The organism is Streptomyces sp. NPDC051104 (assembly GCF_040682835.1).
In the GTDB taxonomy this organism is placed as follows: domain Bacteria; phylum Actinomycetota; class Actinomycetes; order Streptomycetales; family Streptomycetaceae; genus Streptomyces; species Streptomyces cynarae.
The window spans coordinates 1-25,038 of record NZ_JBFBBS010000034.1; the positions used below are offsets into that span (position 1 = coordinate 1).

Annotated in this window: 27 protein-coding genes; 16 read left to right on the plus strand and 11 right to left on the minus strand. The window is 71.8% G+C overall.

Annotated elements, in window-relative coordinates:
* Positions 1–433 precede the first annotated feature (433 nt).
* The 7 genes from AB0N14_RS31045 to AB0N14_RS31075 all read left to right on the plus strand — a co-directional run bounded on the left by AB0N14_RS31045 (position 434) and on the right by AB0N14_RS31075 (position 6,507).
* Positions 434–772: an STAS domain-containing protein gene (locus AB0N14_RS31045; protein WP_366029078.1), complete on the plus strand. Its 339-nt coding sequence runs from the start codon at positions 434–436 to the stop codon at positions 770–772.
* Positions 773–1,118: 346 nt separating this feature from the next.
* On the plus strand, positions 1,119–2,018 hold the full coding sequence (locus AB0N14_RS31050; RefSeq protein WP_366029013.1) for an STAS domain-containing protein: 900 nt from the start codon (positions 1,119–1,121) through the stop codon (positions 2,016–2,018).
* Positions 2,015–2,434: an STAS domain-containing protein gene (locus AB0N14_RS31055; protein ID WP_366029014.1), complete on the plus strand. Its 420-nt coding sequence runs from the start codon at positions 2,015–2,017 to the stop codon at positions 2,432–2,434. Before AB0N14_RS31050 ends, AB0N14_RS31055 begins: the two co-directional genes overlap by 4 nt.
* Before the next feature lie 47 nt (positions 2,435–2,481).
* Positions 2,482–2,877 carry an anti-sigma regulatory factor gene (locus AB0N14_RS31060; protein WP_366029079.1) on the plus strand — a complete coding sequence of 132 codons (396 nt, stop codon included), beginning with the start codon at positions 2,482–2,484 and terminating at the stop codon, positions 2,875–2,877.
* Complete coding sequence (locus AB0N14_RS31065) at positions 2,874–3,944, plus strand: ATP-binding SpoIIE family protein phosphatase (protein WP_366029015.1); 1,071 nt, start codon at positions 2,874–2,876, stop codon at positions 3,942–3,944. Before AB0N14_RS31060 ends, AB0N14_RS31065 begins: the two co-directional genes overlap by 4 nt.
* Positions 3,941–5,968 carry a SpoIIE family protein phosphatase gene (locus AB0N14_RS31070; RefSeq protein ID WP_366029016.1) on the plus strand — a complete coding sequence of 676 codons (2,028 nt, stop codon included), beginning with the start codon at positions 3,941–3,943 and terminating at the stop codon, positions 5,966–5,968. The genes AB0N14_RS31065 and AB0N14_RS31070 overlap by 4 nt, the downstream gene beginning before the upstream one ends.
* Positions 5,969–6,075: 107 nt before the next feature.
* Complete coding sequence (locus tag AB0N14_RS31075; protein WP_200422979.1) at positions 6,076–6,507, plus strand: ATP-binding protein; 432 nt, start codon at positions 6,076–6,078, stop codon at positions 6,505–6,507.
* 93 nt (positions 6,508–6,600) lie between these two features.
* Here AB0N14_RS31075 and AB0N14_RS31080 read toward each other — a convergent pair whose 3' ends face one another.
* From AB0N14_RS31080 to AB0N14_RS31090, 3 genes are all read right to left on the minus strand, one after another.
* Positions 6,601–6,882, minus strand: a complete 282-nt coding sequence (locus tag AB0N14_RS31080; protein ID WP_366029017.1) for a hypothetical protein — start codon at positions 6,880–6,882, stop codon at positions 6,601–6,603.
* Positions 6,883–6,943: 61 nt separating this feature from the next.
* The gene (locus tag AB0N14_RS31085; RefSeq protein ID WP_366029018.1) at positions 6,944–7,453 is read right to left on the minus strand and encodes an ATP-binding protein; all 510 of its coding nucleotides are present in this window, start codon (positions 7,451–7,453) and stop codon (positions 6,944–6,946) included.
* 273 nt (positions 7,454–7,726) lie between these two features.
* Positions 7,727–8,200 carry a hypothetical protein gene (locus AB0N14_RS31090; protein WP_366029019.1) on the minus strand — a complete coding sequence of 158 codons (474 nt, stop codon included), beginning with the start codon at positions 8,198–8,200 and terminating at the stop codon, positions 7,727–7,729.
* A gap of 186 nt (positions 8,201–8,386) precedes the next feature.
* Between AB0N14_RS31090 and AB0N14_RS31095 the strand changes: the two genes are divergently transcribed.
* Together AB0N14_RS31095 and AB0N14_RS31100 are read left to right on the plus strand one after the other, a co-directional pair.
* The gene (locus tag AB0N14_RS31095) at positions 8,387–8,617 is read left to right on the plus strand and encodes a DUF397 domain-containing protein (protein WP_200422981.1); all 231 of its coding nucleotides are present in this window, start codon (positions 8,387–8,389) and stop codon (positions 8,615–8,617) included.
* A gap of 98 nt (positions 8,618–8,715) precedes the next feature.
* The gene (locus AB0N14_RS31100; RefSeq protein WP_366029020.1) at positions 8,716–9,636 is read left to right on the plus strand and encodes a helix-turn-helix transcriptional regulator; all 921 of its coding nucleotides are present in this window, start codon (positions 8,716–8,718) and stop codon (positions 9,634–9,636) included.
* Positions 9,637–9,699: 63 nt separating this feature from the next.
* On the opposite strand, the gene AB0N14_RS31105 is transcribed toward AB0N14_RS31100, so the two are convergent.
* Together AB0N14_RS31105 and AB0N14_RS31110 are read right to left on the minus strand one after the other, a co-directional pair.
* Positions 9,700–10,518 carry an SAM-dependent methyltransferase gene (locus AB0N14_RS31105; protein ID WP_366029021.1) on the minus strand — a complete coding sequence of 273 codons (819 nt, stop codon included), beginning with the start codon at positions 10,516–10,518 and terminating at the stop codon, positions 9,700–9,702.
* Positions 10,519–10,883: 365 nt separating this feature from the next.
* Complete coding sequence (locus tag AB0N14_RS31110; RefSeq protein ID WP_366029022.1) at positions 10,884–11,342, minus strand: MarR family transcriptional regulator; 459 nt, start codon at positions 11,340–11,342, stop codon at positions 10,884–10,886.
* Between the two features lie 89 nt (positions 11,343–11,431).
* Here AB0N14_RS31110 and AB0N14_RS31115 point away from each other — a divergent pair, with 89 nt between their 5' ends.
* Together AB0N14_RS31115 and AB0N14_RS31120 are read left to right on the plus strand one after the other, a co-directional pair.
* Complete coding sequence (locus tag AB0N14_RS31115) at positions 11,432–12,298, plus strand: alpha/beta hydrolase (protein ID WP_366029023.1); 867 nt, start codon at positions 11,432–11,434, stop codon at positions 12,296–12,298.
* Positions 12,299–12,354: 56 nt separating this feature from the next.
* Positions 12,355–12,810, plus strand: a complete 456-nt coding sequence (locus AB0N14_RS31120) for a hypothetical protein (RefSeq protein ID WP_366029024.1) — start codon at positions 12,355–12,357, stop codon at positions 12,808–12,810.
* Between the two features lie 32 nt (positions 12,811–12,842).
* Here AB0N14_RS31120 and AB0N14_RS31125 read toward each other — a convergent pair whose 3' ends face one another.
* Positions 12,843–13,373 (minus strand): hypothetical protein, encoded by a 531-nt coding sequence (locus tag AB0N14_RS31125; protein ID WP_366029025.1) that lies wholly within the window; start codon positions 13,371–13,373, stop codon positions 12,843–12,845.
* Positions 13,374–13,599: 226 nt separating this feature from the next.
* On the opposite strand from AB0N14_RS31125, the gene AB0N14_RS31130 reads away from it, so the two are divergent.
* The 3 genes from AB0N14_RS31130 (at position 13,600) to AB0N14_RS31140 (ending at position 17,243) form a co-directional block, all read left to right on the plus strand.
* On the plus strand, positions 13,600–14,100 hold the full coding sequence (locus AB0N14_RS31130; protein WP_366029026.1) for a hypothetical protein: 501 nt from the start codon (positions 13,600–13,602) through the stop codon (positions 14,098–14,100).
* Positions 14,101–14,599: 499 nt separating this feature from the next.
* On the plus strand, positions 14,600–16,156 hold the full coding sequence (locus AB0N14_RS31135) for a phospholipid carrier-dependent glycosyltransferase (RefSeq protein WP_366029080.1): 1,557 nt from the start codon (positions 14,600–14,602) through the stop codon (positions 16,154–16,156).
* Between the two features lie 100 nt (positions 16,157–16,256).
* Positions 16,257–17,243, plus strand: coding sequence for an ATP-dependent DNA ligase (locus AB0N14_RS31140; RefSeq protein ID WP_366029027.1), 987 nt, complete (start codon positions 16,257–16,259; stop codon positions 17,241–17,243).
* A gap of 16 nt (positions 17,244–17,259) precedes the next feature.
* Here AB0N14_RS31140 and AB0N14_RS31145 read toward each other — a convergent pair whose 3' ends face one another.
* The 3 genes from AB0N14_RS31145 to AB0N14_RS31155 all read right to left on the minus strand — a co-directional run bounded on the left by AB0N14_RS31145 (position 17,260) and on the right by AB0N14_RS31155 (position 19,787).
* On the minus strand, positions 17,260–17,649 hold the full coding sequence (locus AB0N14_RS31145; RefSeq protein ID WP_366029028.1) for a DUF6479 family protein: 390 nt from the start codon (positions 17,647–17,649) through the stop codon (positions 17,260–17,262).
* 110 nt (positions 17,650–17,759) lie between these two features.
* A complete protein-coding gene (locus AB0N14_RS31150) occupies positions 17,760–19,067 on the minus strand; it encodes an MFS transporter (RefSeq protein WP_366029030.1) in 1,308 nt (435 codons plus the stop codon).
* A gap of 108 nt (positions 19,068–19,175) precedes the next feature.
* Entirely contained in the window at positions 19,176–19,787 is a 612-nt protein-coding gene (locus AB0N14_RS31155) for a LysE/ArgO family amino acid transporter (protein ID WP_366029031.1), read from the minus strand.
* Positions 19,788–19,845: 58 nt separating this feature from the next.
* Between AB0N14_RS31155 and AB0N14_RS31160 the strand changes: the two genes are divergently transcribed.
* Positions 19,846–20,751: a LysR family transcriptional regulator ArgP gene (locus AB0N14_RS31160; protein ID WP_366029032.1), complete on the plus strand. Its 906-nt coding sequence runs from the start codon at positions 19,846–19,848 to the stop codon at positions 20,749–20,751.
* 211 nt (positions 20,752–20,962) lie between these two features.
* On the opposite strand, the gene AB0N14_RS31165 is transcribed toward AB0N14_RS31160, so the two are convergent.
* Positions 20,963–21,823: a hypothetical protein gene (locus tag AB0N14_RS31165; RefSeq protein WP_366029033.1), complete on the minus strand. Its 861-nt coding sequence runs from the start codon at positions 21,821–21,823 to the stop codon at positions 20,963–20,965.
* Between the two features lie 377 nt (positions 21,824–22,200).
* Here AB0N14_RS31165 and AB0N14_RS31170 point away from each other — a divergent pair, with 377 nt between their 5' ends.
* A complete protein-coding gene (locus tag AB0N14_RS31170) occupies positions 22,201–23,400 on the plus strand; it encodes an ABC transporter substrate-binding protein (RefSeq protein WP_366029034.1) in 1,200 nt (399 codons plus the stop codon).
* 46 nt (positions 23,401–23,446) lie between these two features.
* On the opposite strand, the gene AB0N14_RS31175 is transcribed toward AB0N14_RS31170, so the two are convergent.
* Complete coding sequence (locus AB0N14_RS31175; RefSeq protein ID WP_366029035.1) at positions 23,447–24,934, minus strand: FGGY-family carbohydrate kinase; 1,488 nt, start codon at positions 24,932–24,934, stop codon at positions 23,447–23,449.
* Between the last annotated feature and the right edge of the window lie 104 nt (positions 24,935–25,038).

Genomic DNA, 25,038 nt, shown 5'->3' on the forward strand with positions numbered 1-25,038 from the left:
GGCGAAGGGCGGGACTTTCACCACACGCCCCACAGCCTCTCGTTCGGATCATGCCGGGCCCGCATGCCGACAGCAGAGGGCCCCGCCGCGTGCCGGGGGGACATCGGCGGGGCCGACGGCTCCAGGCACCAGGGGGGAGGGCGCCCACGAGCGGTCTGAGGTTCTGCTGCCCGGCTTCCCGGGAAGTATGCGTGGCCGATTTCCGCGTCTTGTGTCACCCATCCGTGAGGGCTGGGTGTAGGCGGAGGTTTAGGGGGTACTCGGGGGCGAACTCGCTGTCGGGTGCCACTCCGGCAGCGAGATGTTGATCACCTCCGGAGCGCGGGTCGCGGTGCATCTGTTGTCCGCCCCGGGGTAGGCGAGCCCCGCCACGCCGTACGGATGGGAGGACATTGTGTCGGCTGAGCAGACCCCGCTCTCCATCGATGTGACGATGCCCCGGGAGGATGTCGCGCTGGTCACTGTGAAGGGTTTCCTGGACGTCGACACAGCGACGGAGTTGCACCACCACCTGGCCAACCAGATGCACCACGGCCGGCAGCACCTGTTGCTCGACCTGTCGGAGGTGCCGTTCATGGACTCGTCGGGCATCAACATCATTCTCAACGCCTACAAGGAGACCCGTCAGGTGGGCGGCTCGATCGGCCTCATCGACCCTGCCCCGGCCGTCCAGCGGATCCTCGACCTGACGGGTGTGAGCCTGACCGTCCCGTCCTACAAGACCGTTCAGGACGCACTGGACGACACGGGCGACGCGTTGAGCCGGCCCTAGGCTCGTGGGCGGGGCGTCGCTCTCAGGCGCGGGCCGGACCGCGGGTGTGCCGACGAGGCCGGTCACCGGCTGGGTGTGCTGACGGCCGGTCAACCGGGGCGCCTCCGTCGGGGAATGTCGTCCGCCCGAGTGGTCTCCGTGTTCGTCGTCGCCCGCCTCCAACGGTCCGACGCCGTGCATGCGGACGGCAGTTGGCCGGGTCCCCCGCTCGTCGGATGATCTCCGGGGCGCCCTCGGGTGCCGGGGGGAATCTCCCATGATTACAGTGGTCGCGCGACAAGGAACCGCGCTCTCCGGGCAGGCTCCCCAGCCGTCGGGGGAGGGTACGTACGAAGGAGACAGGGACGTGACGGACCAGGAGTCGGCAACGAACCCAGGAGCGTCGACACGGGTCGTGGGGGACTTCCTGCTACGCCGTCGGGAGCAGATCTCTCAGCGCTGGGCCGACCAGACGCTCTTCCGTACGGTGTTCACGGTGTCGCGCGACGAGGCCGTGGAAGCCGCGGGCTCTCTGGTGGAGGCGCTCGCCGCGGTGGCCGCCTCCGGACGGATCGAGGATCTTCGGGCCCCGGGCTTCGCGGGGATGCGCGAACAACTCACGCGCATGGCGGCCTCGCGGTCCCGCGCGGGCGCGACGCCGTCGCAGATCGCCGACGAGGTGGCGGCCCTGGGTCCCTCGATCAGGGAACTGCTGGGCGCCGAACTGTCCGGGGCGGACGGCGAGGCGAGCGGATGGCACGCCGTCGCGCTCACCGCCCTGATGGGCACGTTGCGGGTGCTGGTCATGGAGACCGCCCTGAGCACGGGCGAGGAGATCATCGAGCGGCAGCGCATGCAACTGCTCGAAGTGGCCACGCCCGTCATCAAACTGTGGAACGGCATCGTCGCCGTACCGCTCATCGGCACCCTGGACAGCGCCCGCAGCCAGGTCGTGATGGAGAGCTTGCTGGACGCCGTCGTCGCCCAGCAGGCCCGGTTCGCCATCCTGGACATCACCGGAGTGCCCACCGTGGACTCCCTGGTGGCGCAGCACCTGATGAAGACGGTCGCGGCGGCCCGCCTCATGGGCGCGGAGTGCATCGTCTCCGGTATCCGGCCGGCGATCGCCCAGACCATCGTGCATCTGGGGATCGACCTGGGCTCGGTCCTCACCCGGGCGAGCCTGGCCGACGCCCTCGCCTACGCCCTCCACGAGCTGGGCGCCGTGATCGTCGACCGGGCGGGCCACGGAGGAGGCCAGCGGTGACCGGCGGTGTCAGGGACCCGGCGGGTGCTTCCGTCCCCGTACTCAAGCTCGGTGACGTGCTCCTCGTCACCCTCCAGGGCGAACTGGAGGACAAGGCCGCCGAACAGTTGCAGCAGGACATCAGCGAGGCCATCGCGGGCAGTTCCGCCACCGGAGTGGTCATCGACGTCTCCGGTGTCGAGATCGTCGATTCCTTCCTGGGGCGTGTGTTCGCGGAGATCGCGGCGAGCGCCAGGCTGCTCGCCGCGGAGACCGTGGTGGCCGGCATGCGACCCGCGGTGGCCATCACCCTGGTCGAACTCGGCCTCACGCTGCCGGGTCTGCGCACCGCGCTCGACACCGACGAGGCACTGAGGATGCTGACACAGGCGTCCACGCCCCTGTCCCACGGTCCAGCACGCCAGGAGAACGTGTGACGGAGACATCGGGCCGCGTCACCACATGCCTGCCCATCCGCACGGACATGGATCTGGCGTGGGTGCGGCAGCATGTGCGGCAGGCGGCTGCCGAGATCGGTTTCGGGCTGGTGGAGCAGACCAAACTGATCACCGCGGCCAGCGAGCTCGCACGCAACACACTCGTCCACGGCGGAGGCGGGCAGGTGGAGTTCGCCTTCCTGGACAACGGCCGCGCCCGTGGACTGCGCCTGTCCTTCGTCGACGAGGGGCCGGGCATCCCCGACATAGAGCGGGCCCTCACCGACGGCTACACCTCGGGCGGCGGTCTCGGCCTCGGGCTCGGCGGAGCCCGGCGGCTGGTCCACGAGTTCTCGATCGACTCCCGTCCCGGCGAAGGCACCCGGGTCACCGTCGTCTGCTGGGCCGCCGGACCGCCGCGGCCCCGCGAGGAGGTCCGTTGACCCACGTCTGGGACGTGCCCGTGTACGACTCGACCCGGGTTCGGGACGTCGCGGTGGCGGCGCATGAAGCCTGCGGCCACGGGGGGTTCGACGACGCCCGTACGGCCGCGGCCGTGCTCGTCGCCACCGAGCTCGCCACCAACCTGCTCAAGCACGCGGGCGGTGGTCGGGTCCTCATCGAGACGGTGGACGCGGACCTCACCTCGGAGGCGGCTGCTCGAGGGCCGGCGCTGCAGATCGTCGCGATGGATCACGGTCCGGGCATCCCCGACCTCGCGGCGGCCCTGGGCGATGGCTTCTCCACCACGTCCTCGCTGGGTGCCGGCCTCGGCACCTGCCGGCGCATAGCGGACGACTTCGACCTGCACAGCGCGCTCGGGAGGGGCACCATCGCCCTGGCCCGGATAAGGGCCGGGTCCGGTCGCCGGCGGCACGGGCACGCCCGGCAGGACCACGGCCCGGTGCGGGCCGGCGGCGTCAACATCGCCCTGGCGGAACCCCAATCCGGTGACGCCTGGGCGTGTGTGAGGTTCGGGGAGCGGGTCACGCTGCTCCTCGCCGACGGACTGGGGCACGGCCCGGCCGCCGCCGAGGCGTCCGACGCGGCGGTCCGGCAGCTGCGGGACAGCGCCCATCTGCCGCCGGCCGAGCTGCTCGGCGTCCTGCACACGGCGCTGCGCAGCACCCGGGGCGCCGCCGTCGCGGTCGCCCAGGTCGACCTCGCAGAAGGGAGTCTGGCCTTCTCCGGCATCGGCAACATCGGCGCCCGGTTCCGTTCCGACGGCGGCTGGCAGCACCTGCTGTCCCATCCCGGCATAGTCGGCGCCCACCGACCGGCGCGCATCCCCTGTCGGCGGCTGCCCTGGTCGCCCGACTGTCTTCTCGTCCTGCACAGCGACGGACTGCCCAGCCGGTGGTCCCTGCGTGAGGACGTGCCCTCCGCGGAGCTGGACCCCGGGGTGACGGCCGCTGTGATCGTGCGGGACGCCAGCAGTGCCGCCCGGCCCGTCCGCGACGACACCACGGTGACCGTGCTGTCCCCCACACCGCCGAGGCGTGAACCATGACCCACACCTGGCAGATCATCACCGTCGTCGATGCCGCCCGGGCCCGGATCGCCACCGCCCGGATCGCGGCCGATCTCGGTGTCTCCGTCGTCGACCGCACCCGCCTGGTCACCGCGCTCACCGAGCAGCTGCGCCAGTGCCTCACCAAGGGCGGCGCCTGGCGGCTGACCCTCGGGACCACTCCCCCGTCGGGTGGCGAGGAGCAGCCAAGGCTGTGGGTCACCGTCCGTCCCGACCCGGACGAGCGCCCCCACGAGGAACCGACGTGGCAGGCGCAGGTTGCGGCACCGGAGCGGGGTGGCCGGGCGGACACGGTGGCGTTGCGCGCCTCCCCGCCGGCCCCAGGGCCCCAACAGGCGACGTTCGCCCCATCGCGACGCCCGGCACTTCCCCAAGCTCTCGGCTTCGCTCGAGCAGGGGGGACCCCCACCCCCAATCTCTTCGAGCAGGGGGGACCCCCACTCACCGCACCGGCCGAAAGCCCAAGTACATCCAGTACGAGGACTTCCGTCCGGCACTCCCCCAAGCTCTCCGAGCAGGGGGCCCCAGAGAGCACGCACCGGACGCCGCTCCTTGACGTGCGAACGTTGCCTGCCGAGGCCCTTGCCGAGGCGCTGTTCAGCGCCGACGAGGACACCGCGCGCGTCCTGGACGCGCTGACGGAGCAGGAGGCGCTGGTCGCCTTCCACCGTGAGGAGCTGCACCAGACGAACCAGGGCGTCCTCGCGCTGCACGCCGAGCTCGACGCCGCCGGACAGGCGCAGCGCGAGCTGTTCGCCGCCGAGCGGGCCGCGCGCACGGAGGCCGAGGAGGCGCGCCGCCGGCTCACCTTCCTCGCCGACGCCAGCGCGGCACTGACGGCGTCCCTGAACCACGGCGAGATCGTCCGCCTGCTCCCCGAGCTGCTCACACCGACGTACGCGCGGACCGCCGACGTATGGCTGCTGGGCGACGACGAGGCGGAGCCGAGCCACGCGCCCCGCCCGGCCGCCGCCGTGCTCGCCGCACGCACGGGCCGCCCGCAGTACGCGGCGCCCCAACCGGGCGGTCTGCCCGGCGTGGACGACCGGCCGCCCTCCGCCCTGCACCCCACCCGGCCGCTGCTGTGCCTCCCGCTGTCGGCCCGGCAGGTGCCGCTCGGCGTGATCACCCTCACCCCGCCCGGCGACCGGTGGGATCCGGACGACGCCGTGATGCTGATCGAACTGGCCCGCAGGGCCGCCATCGCGATCGACAACGCCCAGCGCTTCGAGCACAGCCGCGACATCGCCGAGACCCTGCAGCGGGCGCTGCTCACCGAGCTGCCCGCCACCCCCGGGCTCCGGCTCGCCGCCCGCTATCTGCCGGCGACCCACGGTCTCAACATCGGCGGCGACTGGTACGACGCCTTCCGGCAGCCCGACGGGAGCCTGATCGCGGTCATCGGCGATGTCACCGGGCACGGGCTGCACGCGGCGGTGATGATGAGCCAGCTGCGGACGGCCCTGCGCGCGTACGCCGTCGACGGGGGCAGCCCGGGCCGGCTCCTCACCCGGCTGCACCTGTTCCTGCACCATCTGCAGCCGGATCTGTACGCCACCGCGGTGATCGCCCGTTTCCGGCCGGGCGAGCCGGTGCTGACCTGGGCCGCGGCCGGTCATCCGCCCCCGGTGCTGCGCACGCCCGACGGCCGGGTGCACACCCTCGACGCCAAGCCGGGCGCCATGCTGGGCGTTCCGGTGCAGCAGGAGATCGAGGACCACACCGCGCCCCTGCCGCCCGGCTCGACGCTGGCCCTCTACACGGACGGCCTGGTGGAGCGGAGGGCGTACGGCATCGACCCGGGCATCGAGCGTCTCACCGAGGCGATGTCCACGCTGGCCGTACCGGACCGGAACGGCGGCCTGGAGGGTGCCGCGGACCGGGTACTCGAGCCGATGCTGAGGGACTCGGAGGGCGAGGACGACGTGTGCCTCTTGTTGTGTCACGTGGACGGCGAGACCGCCGAGAACGCCGGTACGGCCGGGGAGCCGCCCGTACCGTGATCCTGGATGCGTATCCTCCGGCTTTCTGGCAACCGTCATAAGGGCGCCGGGCGACAGAGCGACGAACGACGAGAACCGGCCGGGGTGCCGGCCGGGGGAAGGACGGCATGGCAACCGAGCCGCGTTGGGACAAGGCCTGGCCGTTCGAGACGGTCGAGGCCCTGGTGGCGGATTTCGGCGGTGACCTGCCCGATGTCACCGGGGCACGGCTGGCCGCCGAGGAGTTTCTGCGACGGCTGGCGCGGGCTTCGCCTCCGACGAGTCCCGAGTACTGGAACGACATACTCCTGGTGGTCGACGAGCTGGCGGCGAACGCCGTCCAGTACGCGCCCGGGCCGTTCGGCCTGCGGATGCGTCCGACGTACGACGGTGTCCATGTGACGCTGCACGACACCAGTACGACGCCTCCGGCACCGCGTCCCTTCAAGCCGGGCCAGAGCGGAGGCATCGGCTGGCACCTGGTGCACACGCTGTGCCACCAGGTGAGCGTGGTCGTCCAGCCGGAGGGCAAGGACGTGCACGTGTTCCTGCCCTGGTAGGGCGGGGGCCCTTCAGGTCCGTGCCCTGCCGAGGCGGGAGCCCGCCGCGGTGCCGTCGGCCGGCCGACGGTGAGCGCGGGGCGCCTCGTGGGATCAGGCCGCCCGCCACCGCGACCCGGAGCCGTCCGGGGCGGTGCTGTCGGCGGCCCGCGTGTCTCCGGCCTTCTGCGCCGTGGGCTTCTCGCGGACCCGGGACCCGGTGTCGGCGCCGTCCGCGCCGTCCGGGGAGGAGCGGGGCACGGCGCGCAGCCGGCGGCGTCCCGCGCCGCGGGCCTTCCTGGTGCCGCCCGGGGTGAGCAGACGTTCCTCGTAGCTGCCGAGCGCGAGCACGAGGCACAGCATGGACACCGGCATGAGCAGGGCTACGGCGATCATGTGGGCTCCTTCACAGGGCGTCCTGTTCCGCGTTGCCCCGCTTCGCCCTTGGAAACACGATTCAGCCGAGTGGCACGAGCACGCTGACGGTCTTGCCGTCCACGCGGGGCTCGATGACGATGTCGCGCGCCAGCTTGATGATCAACGGCCAGCCGAACCCGCCCCGGTCGTGCCTGTTGGGAAGCTCGCCGGTACCGAACGCCACGGAGGGGATGTCCGGGCTGCGGTCGCGCACGACGAGGCGGACGCCCTCCCGCGTGGGGACGGCCTCGAAACCGGCGAGTCCGCCCCCGTGGCGGATGGCGTTGGACACCAGTTCCGAGGTGACGAGCAACAGGTCGGTGACGGCCTGCTCGGCCGGCCGCACGGGCGCGGCGTCCCAGTGGCTCCGGACGACCGCGAGCACGTGCGCGCGCGCCGTGGCCGCGCTGGTCACCGGGCCGCCGGGCGGGGACGGGCCGCTCTGCCGCACGCCGTCGGGCGTGTGCGCGCGCCGCGGGCGTACGGAGGCGCTGGTGTCACGCTCGTCGGCGGCTCCCGGGTTCCCGCCGTCCCGCGGGGGAAGGTCCACCGGTTTCATCGCGCGCGCAAGGAGTCCGGCAGGCCTGCGGGGCCCGTGGCGTCGCGGGGACGGCACCGGGCCCCGGAGCCTGTGTCGAGGGTCGGCGTGGCGTGGTGTGGTTCGTTCATCGCCCCACGCATACCCGTCCGTGGGCGAGCCATGAGTGCGAAAAAATGCTCGGCGCGGGATCTGCCGGCCTCGGCCGACCGGTTCGCAGGGTCGGCGAGCGTTCCGCAGCCCCTGGCGACCGGTCCGCAGGCCTCTGGTGACCGGTCCGATGCCTCACCCGGCCAGTGCGGCGGCGAGTTCGGCGGCGGCCTCGACCAGTTCGACGTCCTGCTCCGCGAGCAGTTGACGCAGTACCCCCCGGTCGGCGCGCACGGCACGGCGGGCCGCGCGCTCCCACCCCACGTAGTCCTGGGGGTAGTTGAGCAGTTTGGGGTAGGCGGAGGCGGTGCTCTCCCACTGGTGGGCGTCGGCGATGCTCCTCAGCAGGTGAAGGATCTCCACACGGCAGGTCACCTGGGGAAGCCGGGCCAGCTCCCACAGGAACGGGACCGTGGCCGCCGTGGCCTGGTCGACGACGAAGCCGTACTGGCAGATGCGCTCCCGCAGGTGGCCGAGCGCCGCCCGGGCGGTGGGCTCGTCACCCCGGGCGACGTCGTGGAGCAGGACCGGGATGGCCTCGGCGGAGCCGCTGGAGTCCTTGATGGAGTCCCACGGCACATGCCCCAGGTCCTTCAGTGATGTGGCCATTTCCACTCCCGCAGACAGTGTGGGGCCAAGAACGACACGGCATTGCTACGACACGGCACCGCTCTGATGGGACGTCAGCAGGCGGACGTCTGTGAAGCGGTGGACGCCGCCGCTATTATCCACGCAGTCAGTACCGTCGTGCAATTGCATGGGAAATTGCACGACGGAGAACGGAAGGAGACTGTGGTGCCTTCAGTGCCGAACGGAGTGCAGGCGGGCTCGTTGGACGCCCGCTGGATCAAGAGCGGGCACAGCAACGCCGAGGGCAACTGTGTCGAGCTGGCCCGCCTGGCCGACGGGGCCATCGCGGTGCGCAACTCGCGCGATCCGGAAGGACCAGCGCTCGTGTACACGCCCGCCGAGGTGGCCGCGTTCCTGGCCGGCGCCAAGGACGGGGAGTTCGATCATCTGGTGTGAGCCGGATCCCGTCGGTTGAGTCCTGCCGTCCCCTGCGACACGGCGCGACGGGGTGCGATAATGAGGGCCTGTTGTCCGTCGGCTGACCGGGAGTCAGGATGTCCGCCTCGTCGCACCGCGTCTCCCGTCTCGAACCGTATCTCACTCGGACCCAGCCCGCTCCGACTCTCCTGAAGATGCTGGTCGGCGTGCAGTTGGCGGGCATGCGCGAGGACGCCGGCCTCTCCCAGGAGCAGGCGGCGCGGGCTCTCGGGTTCAGTCCCGCGAAACTGTCGCGCATCGAGGCGGGCAAGGGACGCAGGCCGCCCACGGAAGACGACGTCCATGCGCTGCTGCGGCTGTACCAGGCCGACGACCACGAGGCCTCGGTGCTGGTCCAGTTGCTGCGGCGGGCCGGTGAGCCGGGCTGGTGGCAGCGCTACGACAAGCGGCTGATGCCCGAGTGGTTCGACCGCCTGGTCGGACTTCAGGAGGCGGCCACAGCGATCCGCACCTTCGAGATCCAGTACGTACCCGGGCTGTTGCAGACCCCTGCCTACACCAGGGCCGTGGTGGAGCGCGGTCTGCCGACGGCGTCGGCCGCCGAGGTGGAGCGCCGGGTGGAGCTGCGGATGCGGCGGCGGGAGCTGCTGTCGCGTCCGGACGCCCCTCGAGTGTGGGCCGTCGTCGACGAGTCGGTGTTGCTGCGGGTGCTGGGCGGCCGCGAGGTGATGCGCGAACAGCTCGAGCACCTGGTCGAGATGGCGCAGCGTCCGCATGTGACCGTGCAGGTCGTACTGTTGGACGTGACGAACGCGTCGGCCCCGGCGATCCCGGTCACGTATCTGCGCTTCGGTGGCGCGGACCTGCCGGACATCGTCTACCTGGAGCACATCAGGAGCGCCAACTTCCTGGAGGACCTGGACGAGACGGAGGAGTACCGGGTGGTACTGGACCGGCTCGCCGACGAGGCGCTCGACCCGCGTGAGTCACTGGCCCTGTTGCGCAGGACGCTTCGGGAGCGTTACCCGGCCGGGTGATGCTTCCCGGCCGGGTGACCGGGGGCGTGGGCGTCGGCGGACGCCCCCGGTATGGGTGGCCCGTCAGCGGATACGTCCCACTCCCCCGAACTCGATCCACTCCTGGGTGAGCTGGCGGGGGGCGACCTCGGAGTCCGGCCGCCAGGTGGAGACCTCCACGAGACCGGGCTCCAGGATGTCCATGCCGTCGAACCAGGCCTCCACGTCCTTCTCCTGGCGCACCCGCCCCCAGTGTCCCTGCGTGGCCTGGTCCATGAAGTCGGTGACGAAGTCGCGGACTTGGGCGTCCTCGCTGACGAGCTGGCACATCACCATGAAGCTGCCGGGCACGAGCCGCTCGGCCACCCGGCGGACCAGGGCGGGCGGTCCGTCGGCCTCACTGTCCGGGATGCAGTGCATCACCGAGTTGAAGAGCACGGCGACCGGCTGCGAGAAGTCGATCAGGCGTCGGGTCTCCGGGTGGTTGAAGATCGCCTCCGTGTCCCGCATGTCGGCCTGGATCACGACGGTGCGCTCGTCCTGCTCCAGCAGGGCACGGCCGTGCACCAGGACCATCGGGTCGCTGTCGACGTACACGACGTGCGACGTCGGGTCGATGCGCTGGGCGACCTGGTGGACGTTGTCCTGGGTGGGCAGTCCGGATCCGTGGTCGAGGAACTGGCGGATGCCGTGCTCCTCCGCCAGCGTCCGCACGACCCGTTGCAGGAACCGCCGGTTGTTCAACGCGAGCGCCCGCGTGCTGGGCGCGACCTTGTCGAGCTCTTCACACGCGGCCCGGTCGGCCGCGTAGTTGTCCTTGCCGCCCAGGTAGTAGTCGTACATACGGGCGGCCGTCGGCACCGTGGCGTCGATCGACGTGGACAACTGCCTGCCAGGCTGCATCGTTCCCCCAGATCCGGGCCGCGCCGTCGAACCGGCTCGGCGGGCACACCATCCTAGGGAACCGGTGTTCGCCGGTGCCAGTCCCCGAACGAAGGACACCGCGCCAACTCCGTTACCACTCCCCCGTGTTACGGAAGAGGGCCGGAGGGACTGCCGTGGCCAGTGCGCGGTATCCCTCCGGGTTGAGGTGCAGCCAGTCGCCGACCTCGAGACCCGGCCTGAGCCGCCGGGGGTTGTCGGGGTCACGCACGACGCTGCGTACGCTCGCGGCGTCGAGCGGGACCTCGCGTCCGAACCGGGCGCTGACCCGGTGGGCGATCGTCTCGAGGTCGCGGCTGCCGTCGATCGACGACGCGACCAGGCGGCTAGCTCTCCTGACGCGCCGCCATCAGGACGGACTGCGTCGTCCGCAGGAAGCGGCGGACGGCGTCCAGTTCGTTCTCGTCGAACTCCCCTTCCGCCGCGAGCAGCCGGCTGATCAGCGGACCGAAGAAGGACCAGCCGAGGTCGGTCGCCTGGTCGGTGACGGTGAGGAGGACCCGGCGCCGGTCGCGCGGGTCGTGTCCGCGGTCGACAAGGCGCCGCCGCTCCAGCCGGTCGATGACGGCCGTGACGGCCGAGGAATTCAGTCCCAGCTGCGCACCCAGCCGACCGGGCGTGGCGTCGGTCCCCGTCCGGTCGAAGTCGAGCAGGTGGATCAGTGCGCGCAGATCGGTGGGGTGCAAGCTGTTCCGCGCGGCGAACTCGGCACCGAGCAGGTCGAGTTCGACGGTGATGCCGCGCAGCAGGTGCACCAGCTGCAGACGCGGGTCCCGGTGGTCCACGTGGCGCCTTTCCGTCGGTTAATACCTCAGTGAGTGAGTATATCGTTCAGTGAGTTAGTCTCGAATGCCGCTTCGACCGGGGAGGTCCCATGTCCGGTGCGCCGCGTTTCCGCAGCTCGGAAGCCGAGGAACGCTTTCTGTCGGCGTACGACGCCGTGCTGGGGAGCTGGCCGGTGCCGGTCGAGTCCGCCGACGTACCCACCACGTACGGGACGACGCGCGTGAACTCCTGCGGCCCCCACGACGCACCGGCGCTGGTCCTGCTGCCCGGCGGAGGCGCCACGTCGACGGTCTGGCTCGCCGATGTCGAGAGGCTCAGCGCCCGGTACCGGGTCCACGCGGTGGACACCATCGGCCAGGCCGGGCGGAGCATCGCGGACGGCCGCGTGGCGCGCGGCACGGGCGATCTGATGGCATGGCTGGACGAGGTGCTGGGTGAGCTCGGGATCGAGCGGGCGGCGTTCTGCGGGCATTCCTACGGGGCCTGGCTGTCCCTCACCTACGCCCTGCACGCGCCGCAGCGGGTGAGCGGGGCTGTGCTGCTGGATCCCACGCGCTGCTTCGGCGGATACCGGGCGCAGTACCTGCTGCGGGCCGTGCCGCTGTTCCTGAAGCCCGGCGAGCGGGCGGCGCGCGGATTTCTGGAGTGGGAGACGGGTGGGACGCCGTTGGACGAGGGGTGGCTGGAAGTCACCGCTCGCGGCACGGCCGGGTACGTCCCGGAGATCGTCGACCCTCGCCCGCCCGGCCCGGAACTCCTGCGCCACTCCGCAGTGCCCCTGCTGGTGGTGCTGGCGGCCCGCAGCCGCGCGCACGACACCCGCACGATCGGTGAGCGCGTACGGGAACGAGCGCCGCACGCGCGGATCCATGTGCTGCCCACGGCGACCCATCACACGCTGCCTCTCGCCCATGCGCAGGAGATCGACCGACTGGTCCTCGACTTCCTCGCCTGAGCGCCGTCCGCCTTCGCCGAGTGGCACGGCGGCACGACCCGCTAGGGTGACGGGCCATGACGCATCCGCATCTGCCCACCACCGAGTCGGCCGTCACGGCGATACGTGAGATCGCGCGGGAGTACGACCTGGCGATGACCGTCACCCACGACATCGGTGCGGACCAGACCTCCCGCCGCGCCTCGGCCGGGGCGTTCGCGGTTCTCGATCCGGACGGTTCGCTGCCGCACGAGGCGTTCGTCGAGCTGGGAGGCTCACCGGCCGTCACGGCCCAGCTCTTCCCCGACGACGACGCGAAGATCACTGTCGACGACGTGGACTTCGAGGATCTCCCCCGGGACGTGGTCCCGGCGTTCCTGCGGTCCGTCTACGGCGGCCTTGCCTATGTGACGGGGCGATTCTTCCCGCCCGGTCAGTGGCTGATCGTGCCGCTGCCCGGGGACGAGACGTACAAGGAGCTGATCCTGCGCACCTCGCTCACGCCGTGGCTGGCCCGCGCCGTCCGAAGCTAGCGCCCCCCCACAGGCACCGGAACCTCCGGCGCTCAGTGCTGGCCGCGCTCCGCCTGCTCGCGCAGGAACGTGCTGATCTGGCCGGCCAGGGTCTCGGAGATGCCGTCGGCTCGGGTGGCCGTGCCCTGCGGGCCGTCCGGGACGGTCATGTCGCCGGACCACAGATACCGGTCCGTCCATTCGTCGTCCGCCTTCAGCTGGACCTGGATGTCCACGAGGCTCAGAGCGGGTTCCGGGGCGGCTGCGTACAGGACGGCGGTCGCACGGCGCAGCGGATAGACGTCGAAGCCCTCGATGAAGTGCGAGTTGCGCCAGTCGAGAAATGCGCTCTCGCCGTCGGGACCGGTCCTCACATCGAGTTGACCGTCTTCCAGATGGATGCCGACCGGTTCCGCCGACCGGTTTTCCACGGTCACCCGGAAGCGGAAATAGGTGAGGCCTTCGGCCGAATCGTCACGCCCACGCGGCGGCTCCGCCTTTTCCAGCCCGTGGACACGGACACGAAGACCGGCATGCTCGTCCCCGCATTCCTGCCAGTCGCCGATCACATGGGGCTCGTGCACGGTCCACCTCTCCACTTCCGGCCATGTTCCTATCCGCGCACGCAACAAAGTGTCAAATGCAAGCAAGATCGGACGGCCGATGGATTTGCCTGGCTAGATCACCGATCAAGCCGTGCCCAGCATGAATCGCTTCAGGGCCGCGGGAAAGGCGATCGCGTACGTGTCGCACATCACGCGCACGACAGGCCGGGCACCGGGCCCCCGCACCGCTGGCACACTGCACGTCATGGCCCCGATCACGCCCGCCCGCGCGCTTCTTCTGCTCGTCACCGGGCTGGTCTGTCTGACCACCGCGAGCGGTGCCCTGATCGGCGCCCTCTTCGGTGGCGCACGGGTCGCCCTCGTGGCCGGGGTGTGCGCGGGCGCGGCGGGCGCACTCGGCGCCCTGGTCTTCCGCCGGCGTGCGCTGGCGCACTTCGCCGCGGCCCGGCGGCACGCGGGAATGCGTGGTTACGCGGAGGGGATCGCGCACGGGGTGCTCGTGCACGTCGCCGCGTACGAGGCCGCGGTCTTCCCCCGTACGGGCCCCCTCGGGGTCACCCGAGAGGAGCGTGCCGCACGGCGCACCCTCGCCTATCGGATGGCCGCCCTGGACGAGGTGCCCCAGCGCGTCCGGGAGGTCGCGGCGGACGCGCTGGCGGTGCTCGACTCCGCCGACCGCACCCGCGCCGAGGAGGCCCTCGCCCAACTCGCTGCCGTCGTCCGGGAGGAGTACGCCCGCCCCTGACCGGGCACACGGCTCCGGAGGATCTTCGGCCGACCGCAACGCCCGTAAGTCAATTCGGCGACACACTGCGCAACAGGCCGCCGGGGCAATAACAGCCCATTGCCGCGAGGGAATCGGATCCTGGGCGTTCCGGCCCCCGGGCATTCGCGGCAAGGGAGCCGCCGCTTCCGTGATCCGCACGGTCAGCCCCGGCGGCGTGCGCGCATCCGCGTCCTTCCGAACACGACACGCGCGCGATTGAGCAAGGTCATGCCGTGTCGACGTAGCAAGGGTCATGGCAGCATGCAGGGGCACGGACGGCTCGGACGCGACGTACGACCTGGGGGCGCGGACGATGACGCACGACCAGCGGCCGCCCGCCACGTCCGACGGCGACGGGCCCCCGGAACCGGCCGGCACCCCCTCCCGGACGGACGCCGGAGGCTCGGGTCGCTGGGCGGCTCTGCGGCGGCACCGGCGGCCGCTGCTCGTGCTCGCGGTGTGCGCGCTGCTGGTCCAGATGGCGTTCGCCATGGCCACCACCGCGGTGCGGCAGACCCCTACCATCGACGAGCCCGTGTACGTCGGCACGGCCGTCGTGTACGTGCGGGAGCACAGTCTGCGCTTCAACCCCGAGCACCCGCCGCTCGGCAAGCTGATCATCGCGACCGGCACGGTCTTCGCACACCCGCACCTCGAACCGGGTTTCCGGGGCGATGAGGGGCAGTTGGGGCGGCGGCTGCTGTACGCGTCGGGCAACGACCCGTGGCGGGTGATGTTCTGGGCCCGGCTGCCGGTCATGGTGGTGACGCTGCTGTTCGGGCTGGCGGTGTTCGGTTTCGCCCGCGAACTGACCGGGTCGGTCGGCGGGTTGGTGGCGCTGGGCCTGTACGCGTTCTCGCCCGACCTGATCACGAACGGCTCCCTCGCCACCCTGGACGTGCCAGCGGCGGGGTTCGTGGTGACGGCGGCCTGGATGGTGTGGCGGGCGCGGCGGCGGCCGCTGACGTATCTGCCGCTCGCCGGCGTGGCGACCGGGGCGGCCGTGGCCACGAAGATGAGCACGCTGCCCGCGGTCCCGGTGCTGCTGGTGCTGGCCGGGTGGTCGTACTGGCAGGCACAGGGCGCCGGCGTGCCACGGCCGCGGCGTGCGACGCGTGCCGGGGCGGCGGCCGTGGGGGTCGCGCTGGTCCTCGTCGCCGTCGTGTGGTCCGTCTATCTCGTCGTCGACCCCCGGCTGCGGTGGACGACACCCGCGCACACGCCCGCGGTGCACGGTCCGGGTGCCCTGCTCGTCCACGCGTTGCCGTTCCCGGAGCCGTACCGCGACGGGATGCGGATCCAGTTCGGGTTGGAGAGCGCGCAGTGGCGCGGCTATCTGTTCGGCCGGCTCTACACCGGCAACCGGTGGTACTACCTGCCGGCCGCGCTGCTCGTGAAGACGCCGCTCGGCATGCTCGCGCTGTGGCTCGGCGGGGCGGTGGCCATGGCGGTGGTGCCCCGGCTGCGCCCGGCCGTCCCGTACGTGCTGCTGGTGCCGGGGGTACTGCTGGCCGCGGCCATGCAGGGCTCACGCGACCTCGGGGTGCGCTACGCGATCTTCGTCCCGGTGTTCCTGGCCGTCGCGGCGGCCTGTGTGCTCGCGCTGCGGCGGCGGTGGGTGTACGCGGTGACGGCGGCCCTGGTCGCGTTCGTGGCGGTCAGTTCGGTGCGGACGTACCCGTATTATCTGCCGTACTCCAACGAGGCGTTCGGCGGGCCGGCGAAGACGTATCTCAGGCTGCACGACTCGAACGTCGACTGGGGTCAGGACCTCGGACGGCTGGCGGACCGGCTGCGCGAGCGGTACCCGGACGAGAAGAGCGTCTGGCTCGTCTACAAGGGCAGCGGTGAGCCCTCCTGGTACGGCATCCACGGGCGCGACCCGCTGAAAGTGCCTCCGAACCGGGTCCACGGGCTGCTCGTCGTCTCCGACACGTCGATCGCCAAGGCCGATGCCCGGCTGAAGCAGCTGATCCGCGGCAGCAGGGCGATCGACGACGTCGGTCACTCCGTCACGATCTTCCGGCGGCCCTAGGGTCCTCACAGCCGACCCGATCCGGACAGCGGGGCCCCGTTCGGGGGAAAACGCAGGGCCGGGACGCGTGAGGGTGTGCGGCGGTGTCCACAACTGACCCGTGAGACTCCCGCTGATCGCCCCCATGCTCGCCTGCCCCGGCACGCTGCCGCCCGCCGGGCAGGACGCGCAGTGGGCGTACGAGACCAAACAGGACGGCCAGCGGGTGGTGGTCTATCTGCCGGGCGACGGCAGCCTGGAGCTGCGGGCCCGCTCGGGCGAGGTGATCACCGGCGCGTACCCCGAACTGCGGCCTCTGGGCGGCGTCCTGGGTGCCACACCCGCCGTGCTGGACGGCGAGGTGGTGGCGCTCGACGAGCGGGGGCGCGGTGACTTCCAGCGGCTGCAGTCCCGGATGGGCCTCGCCCACTCCCCCGCGCTGGCGGCGCGCCGCGCGGCGCAGATCCCGGTGCACCTGGTGCTGTTCGACGTCGTGTTCTTGCGCGGCGAGCGCCTTCTCGCGCTTCCCTACGCCCGGCGGCGGCAGCTGCTGGAGGGGCTGGCGCCGGCCGGTGCGTACTGGTCGACGCCGGGCGCGATCGTCGGCCACGGGGCGCGGGCGCTGGAGGCGACCCGGGAGGCGGGTCTGGAGGGGCTGGTGTGCAAGCGGCTCGACTCGGTCTACGAGCCTGGGGTGCGGTCCCGTTCCTGGATCAAGATCCGCAATGTACGGGCCGTCGATGTGATCGTCGGCGGCTGGCTGCCCGGCCAGGGGCGGCTGCGGGGACTGCCCGGGGCGCTGCTGGTGGGGCAGCGGGCCGAGGCCGGGCGGCTGCGCTACGTCGGGCGGGTGGGCACCGGCTGGAGCGAGGGCGAGCGCGCCGAACTCGCCCGGCTGCTGGAGGCGGTGAAGACCTCGCGGTGTCCGTTCGAGCGGGACCCGCGGGTGGCGGGGGCCCGCTGGGTGCTGCCGAGACTCGTCGGCGAGGTCCGCTACAGCACGCGCACCCGGTCGGGGCTGCTCAGACAGGCCTCATGGCTGCGGCTGCGCCCGGACCTGGCGCCGGAGGACGCGGCGGCCGACCTGCCCTCGCAGGACCTGCGGTGAGGTGTCGGCGGCCGGCTCACACGTGGCCGGGGCCGCCGCTGCCGAAGCCGCCGCTGGAACCCGGCAGCCAGCGCCTGCGGTGCTGGTCGCCGCACCGCCGGGACGCCGCGTGGTGGAGCTGGTAGGGCATGAGCCGCTCGCTCTCCTGTCCCGCGAGCGGCATCTCCTCGGGCTCCCGGACCTCGCGTTCCTCCAGGACCGCTCCGCCGTCGGGCAGGTGTGGCTGCTCCTCGGGGCGGGGCGGTGCGGGTTCCCGGTCGTGTACGGACATGCCGAGCCGCACCGCCCAGATCAGCGCGCCGGCGACGACCACGCCCACAAGGATGAAGAACACGCTGAGCGTCCACTGGGAAGCAACGCGATCGTCGCGAGCAGCCGCCTGTATTGCAAAGCTCACCGTATTCATATGTTGACGATACCCCGGTCGGAGGAAATGCGCGCCTGGAGTATTTCCTGGTCAACCCGTAAATCACTGTGCAATTACCGGGTGCCGTGTATTGGGCTCGGATTTCGGATTCAGATCCGGTACGTGCGCAGTGCGGGCGTCGCCAGGGCCAGGACCAGGGTCGCCGCGATGACCAGGAGGCCGCCGCCCGCGATGGCGGCGCGGGCGCCGAGGACCGAGCCGGCGGTGCCGTGCAGCGCGTCGGCGAGGCGCGGCCCGCCCGCCACGACGACCGTGAACACGCCCTGCATCCGGCCGCGCATCTCGTCGGTGGCGGCCGACAGCAGGATCGCGCCGCGGAAGACCATCGAGACCATGTCGGCCACGCCGGCGAGCGCGAGGAACGCGACGGCCACCCAGAGGTTCGTGGTCAGGCCGAGGCCGGTGATGGCCGCGCCCCAGCCGATCACCGCGGCGATCACCATGAGGCCGTGGCGGCGGGCGCGGGAGAACGTGCCGGACAGCAGGCCACCGAGCACCGCTCCGATGGGGATGGCCGCGAACAGCAGGCCGAGCGCGAGGCCTTCCCCGTAGGGCGCGAACGTCTGCGCGGCGAGCTGGGGGAACAGGGCCCGGGGCATGCCGAGCACCATGGCGATGATGTCGGCGAGGAAGGACAGCAGCAGCACCTTGTGGAGGGAGATGTAGCGGAAGCCCTCGGCGATCGCCTGCCAGCCCGCCCTGCTGTTCGCCGCGGCCGCCCGGGGCGGCAGGGCGGGGAGCCGGACGACCGCCCACACCGTGACGCACAGGGCCACGGCGTCGATCAGGTACAGCTCGGACAGGCCGATGACGGGGATCAGGGCGCCGGCGAGGAGGGGTCCGGCCACCAGGCCGGTCTGCATGACGGTGGAGCCGAGGGCGTTGGCCGCGGGGAGTTCGTCCGCCGGGACGAGACGGGCGATGGAGGCGTTGCGGGCCGGGGAGTTGAGACCGAAGAAGGCCTGCTGGAGGGCGAGCAGCACCATCAGGACGACCACCGATTCCAGGCCGGTGGCGGCCTGCACCCAGAAGAGCACGGAGGTGACGGCGAGGCCGGAGTTGGTGATCAGCAGCAGCCTGCGGCGGTCCATGCTGTCGGCGATCGCGCCGCCCCACAGCGCGAAGAGCGCGAGCGGCAGCAGGCCGGCGAGGCTCGCGTACCCCACCCACGCCGACGAGCCCGTGATGTCGTAGATCTGCTTGGGCACGGCGACCGCGGTGAGCTGGCTGCCGACCGCCGTGACGATCGTCGAGGACCACAGCCGGCGGTAGGCGGGGCGGCGCAGCGGGCGGGTGTCCATCGCCCAGCGCCGCCAGCCGCGAGCCCCGGCCTGTGCCGGTTGCGGGCCCTCTTCCGGGGCCGCTCCGTTGTCGGTCGTGCTCTCGCTCGTGTCCACGGACTTCCTTGCATCGTACACGTTTCCGGGTTCACTATCACCGATCCGCCCGACGGACGGACACCCGGGTCGCTCCTACGGCCTCGGCGGGCGGGGACTGGCCGCGCCTCAGGCTCCGGCGACGAGCATGCCGCCGGTCGCGATCATCGTCGCCGCCACCAGGCCGTCCAGGACGCGCCAGGAGGACGGGCGGGACAGGAAACGGGCGAGCAGCCGGGCGCCGAAGCCGAGCGAGGCGAACCAGCACAGGCTGGCCAGGGCCGCGCCGAGGCCGAAGGTCCAGCGCAGCGCGCCGTGGCCGGCCGCGATGGAACCGAGCAGGAAGACGGTGTCGAGGTAGACGTGCGGATTGAGCCAGGTCATCGCCAGGCAGGTGAGGACCGCACGCCTCCAGGAGCGCTCGGAGGCGCCCTCCACCCGCATCGCGGAGGGCCGCAGGACCCGGCGGGCGGCCAGAGCGCCGTAGCAGAGCAGGAAGGCGCCGCCGATCCAGCCGACCGCGGTCAGCGCCGCGGGCCAGGCGACGACGACCGCGCCGACCCCGCCGACGCCCAGCGCGATGAGCGCCGCGTCGGACAGGGCGCAGATGCCGACCACGGCGCGCACGGCCTCCCGCCGGATGCCCTGGCGCAGGACGAAGGCGTTCTGGGCGCCGATCACGACGATGAGGGACAGGCCGGTGCCGAACCCTGCGGCCAGGGCGGTCAGTGCGTGGGTCATGCAGGGGACGCTAAAGAGGAGCGGCACCCGAAGTACAGCTAAAGCTTCTTACGCCGACGTGATGACGGAGCTTCCCCTGGACCAGGTGCGGACCCTGCTCGCGGTGGTGGACGAGGGCACCTTCGACGCCGCCGCCCGTGTCCTGCATGTGACGCCCTCGGCGGTCAGTCAGCGGGTCAAGGCCCTGGAGCAGCGCACCGGGCTGGTGCTGGTGACCAGGACCAAGCCCGTGCGGCCCACCGAGTCCGGCGAGGTCGTCGTGCGGTTCGCGCGCCAGCTCGCCCAACTGGAGGGGGACGCCCGCACCGCGCTGGGCATGACCGGCGCCGGGGAGACGACGCGCCTGTCGATCGCGGTGAACGCCGACTCGCTGGCGACCTGGTTCCTGCCGGCGCTCACCCGTGTGGCCGAGGGGCTGGAGATCGGGTTCGAACTGCGCCGCGAGGATGAGGCCCGTACGGCCGCCCTGCTGCGCGAGGGCCAGGTGATGGCCGCGGTCACCTCGTCGCCGGACCCGGTCGCGGGGTGCGGTGTGCGGAGCCTGGGGCGGATGCGGTACATGGCCATGGCGAGCCCCGGGTTCGTCCGGCGGTGGCTGGCGGGCTGGCCCGAGGTACCGCTGCGGGACGTGCTCGGCGGGGCGCCGGTCGTCGCCTTCGACCGGTACGACGACTTCCAGGACCGGTTCCTGCGGGAGCTGCGGCCGTTCGGTGGTGCGCGTGGGCGGCGGCACCTCGTCCCTACGTCGGAGGGTTTCGTGGACGCCGTCGCGGCCGGAATGGGGTGGGGCATGGTGCCCCTACAGCAGGCCGGGCCGCTGCTGCGCGCGGGGCGGCTGGTGCACCTGGCCGAGGACCGGCCGGCGGACGCGCCACTGTACTGGCAGCAGTGGAAGCTGGACTCGCCCGCGCTCGCGGCGGTGGCCGCGGCGGTCGCGGCCGCGGCTGAGGAGGCGCTGGGCTAGGGCCTGCCTTTCGGATCAGGTCGGCCGTAAGGAACGGGCCTTTTCGGCCCAGCCGAGCGGGGTCTGGTGCGTGCAGCTGCAAGGCGGAGGAGGGAGTCGACGCGGAGCGTCGAGGACCGACGACAACGCCGCAGATGTGCGTGCCAGACCCCGCGACGCCGAGCTGATCCGAAAGACAGGCCCTACGGCTGACGCGCCGGGCGGCAGCCCGTCAGCCCTCCGCCACGACGAGGACGAGCGGGATGTCGTCGCACGGGACCAGCCGCAGCCCCTGGTGGCGGCCCGGTCGCGCGTCGGCGAGGAGGGCGCCGAAGTCGGGGCCCTTGGTGAGCGAGCCGACCAGGTGGGCCGGGTCGGCCGAAGCCGCCACCCGGCCACGGGCGTTGACCAGGTGGGCCGGTGCGGGCAGCCGTCGCAGCAGGGGCATCACGGCCGCCTCGAAGTGCCGCAGATACACGTCGGCGGCGGCGACCCCGGCGAAGCGGCCCTCGACGTGGACCGGCGCGGACAGGGTCAGGCTGTACTCGTCGGAGCAGAGGTAGTCGACGTAGGGCCCGGCGACCGCGCGGCGGCCGGTGTCACGGGGCAGCGCGAACCAGTCCCAGTGCGTGTAGTCGGAGTACGCCGACTGCCGCGGGTCCAGATCGAGCAGCAGCGGGCGTACCGAGCCGTCGGCGCGGGTCTGCCACCACTCCAGCCAGGCCGGGACGTCGGTGAGCAGACCGGGTGCCGCGACGAAGCCGACGCCGGAGACCAGCTCCTGCCGGGCGAGGTGGAGATGCAGGCCGGGGCGCAACGCCGCGAGGTCGGCGGTCGCCGGGCGGCGGCCCCGGGCGCCGATGCGGGCCAGCAGCGCCGTGGTGTCGGCGCGGACCTGGGCGACGGTGTCGAAGACGGCCTCCAGGGTGCCGCGCACCCGGGCCGCGACACCCGTGTCCGTGACCGGATCGAGGAGTGCGGTCGCCGCGCCCGTACGGCTGCTGCCGACGCTCGCGGCCGTGCTCGGACCCGTCGGGACGGGGGGCGGGACGAGGCAGGGCGAGGAGCCGGGCTGCTTCAGGGAGTCGGACATGACCGCGACCGTATACGCCCGGTTCGCCTCGCCGCATCTTGACTCAGCGTCAACTCCCTTGCCACCTCCTGAAGTTGAACCGGACGGCAACGCTCCGTAAGGTATTGGCCACGCCGATCGCCCGAAGGCACCACCCCGGCCTGCGGACGAAACCCTGGCAGGGTCACCGACCCGCCCCCGACCTGGAGCGTTGTCCACGTGCGCCACCCCACCCGGTGGTGACCGCGGCCGCTCCGGTCACCGCGCCACCCCCACTCCGGGTGCGTGCGCGGCCGACCGCCGTGCCGTTCACCCGGGTCGCATCCTGTACGCCAACGCACCCGCTGTCACCCGCCGTCACAACTTCGCCCCCGATTCCCCCCACTGTGGAGATTCCCTTGCGTCTGAACAGATCCCTCAAAGCGACGGCCGCCGTTTCCTCCCTTCTGCTCGTCAGCGCCTGCGGGCTGTTCGCCGAGTCGAGCGCGTCCTCCTCGGCCGGCTTCAACCCGCCGGACCTGAAGGCACAGTCGGGACTGGGCCGGACGGAGGGGCAGGTGAACCTGATCTCCTGGGCGGGCTATGTCGAGGACGGTTCCTCGGACCCGAAGGCGGACTGGGTCACTCCCTTCGAAAAGCAGACAGGATGTCAGGTTCACAACAAAGTGGCGGCCAGCTCGGACGAGATGGTCAAACTGATGAAGACCGGCGCCTATGACGCCGTCTCCGCGTCGGGCGACGCCTCCCTCAGGCTCATCGCCTCCGGCGAGGCGGCCCCGGTGAACACGGACCTGGTGCCCAATTACAAGGACGTCTTCTTCGGACTGAAGAACCAGAGCTGGAACTCGGTCAATGGCACGGCGTACGGCATCCCCCACGGCCGCGGCGCGAACCTGCTGATGTACAACACCAAGGAGGTCTCGCCGGCCCCCGTCTCCTGGTCCGCGGTCTTCGACGACGCGGCCAAGTACAAGGGTCACCTCACCGCGTACGACTCCCCGATCTACATCGCGGACGCGGCCCTGTACCTGCACGAGACCCAGCCGGGACTGGGCATCGAGAACCCCTACGCGCTCGACCAGAAGCAGTTCGAGGCGGCCGTGGACCTGCTGAAGCGGCAGCGCGCCAACGTGGGCGAGTACTGGAGCGACTACCTGAAGGAGATCGCCGCCTTCAAGAGCGGCGACTCCGTCATCGGCACCACCTGGCAGGTCATCGCCAACCTCGCCCAGAGCGAGGGCGCCAAGGTGAAGGCCGTGCTGCCGCAGGAGGGCGCCACGGGGTGGTCCGACACGTGGATGCTCTCGTCCAAGGCGAAGCACCCCAACTGCGCCTACAAATGGATGAACTGGATCATCTCCCCGAAGGTCAACGCGGAGGTCGCCGAGTACTACGGCGAGGCGCCCTCCAACATCAAGTCCTGCGACCAGACCAGCGATCCGGCCTTCTGCGACACCTTCCACGCCACCGACGAGAGCTACTGGAAGGACATCGCGTTCTGGACGACGCCCATCGAGCAGTGCCTCGACGGCCGTACGGACGTCAAGTGCGTGCCGTACGCGAAGTGGGTGCAGGCCTGGACCGAGATCAAGGGCTGAGCCGGCTCTGAAGGGCGTCCGCCGCGCCGTCCCAGCGCGGCGGACCTCACGTCGGCGGGACCTTCGCGGTCGCGCGCTGGTGACGGGCGAGCGCGTGCCCGATGTCACGGGTCGCCGGGTACAGCCGCAGATACAGGTCGTAGAGGTCGTCGTAGCGGGACCGCAGGCGGGTGTCGGGGGTGACGCGCTCGCGCACCGGGTTCCAGCTGTCGATGTCGGTCCTGCCGATCGCGCTCGCCGCCAGGAACGCGGCACCGTAGCTGGCGCCGAGCGTGACCGTCCTGATCTCCTGTTCGAGGCCGGTGACATCGGAGACGATACGGGTCCACAGGCCGCCGCGGGTGCCTCCGCCGACGGCGACCACCCGGCGGATGTCGGCACCGGCCGCGCGCATCGCCTCCACGTTGTGCCGTACGCCGAACGCGGTGGCCTCCAGCGCGGCGCGGTAGAGGTCGCCGCGGGTGTGCTCCACGGTCAGTCCGGCGATCACTCCCCGTGCGTCCGGGTCGGCGACCGGGGTCCGCTCCCCCGCGAAGTACGGCAGCATCAGCAGGCCCCTGGCGCCGGCTCCGGACGCCTCTGCCTCGGCGAGCAGCGCGTCCGGGTCGCCCTCGCCGAGCAGGTCCCGCAGCCAGTCGGTGATCATCCCCGAGGTGGCCATACCGCCCGCGAGGCTGCGCGTTCCCGGCAACGCGCCGACGGTGCTCCACAGTTCGGGCACGAGCAGCCGCTCCGACACGGTGTTGATGAGGAACATGGTGCTGCCATACATGAGCATCAGGTCACCGGTGTGCTGGGCGCCGACGCTCAGCGCCTCCGACCAGGCGTCGATCGTCCCCGAGACGACCGGGATGCCGGCGGGGAGCCCGGTGGCCGCGGCCGCGTCGGCGGTGACGTGGCCGGCGATGTCACCGGGCCAGCGCAGGGGCGGCAGCTCGAGGTCCGGTGCGATACGGCGGGCCCAGGGCCGGTACCAGTCCTGGGCGGTTGAGTCGTACAGCGGCACGGACTGGCTCGCCGAGTGGTGGTCGAGGACGTAGCGGCCGGTGAGCCGGTTGACCAGGTAGGAGCTGGGCATGTACAGCCGCCGGGCGCGGGCGGCGACGTCGGGGCGGTGCTCCGCGAGCCAGGCGATCTTGGGGCCCACCGCCTGGGTGGACAGCAGGGATCCGCAGCGCCGCAGGACGGTGTCGCGGCCCAACTCGGCGTCGAGACGGGCGATCTGGGCGGTGGCGCGGGTGTCGACGCCGTAGAGGATCGCCGGGTGCAACGGGGTGTCCGTCTCGTCGGCGAGGGCGACGCAGGGGCCCATGCCGCTGACGCCGACCGCGTCCACGACGGTGCCGGGGGCCAGCAGTTCCTGGGCGAGTGAGACGAGCTCGTCCCACCAGAGGCGGGCGTCCATCTCGACGTGGCCGGGCGTGGGGCGGCTGACCGTGTGCGGGCGCGTGGCCGTGCGGAGAACCGTTCCGTCCTCGTCGACCAGCACGCCTTTGCCGCTGGACGTTCCGATGTCGACACCGAGCACCGTCATGCGTTCCCGTCCTCCCGCATCGAGACTCCCGGGACATCGTTCCCCGCTTCGCCGCCGATCACCGGTCGAACGGGAGAAGCCGGCGCTGAGCGGCGTGGCGTCGG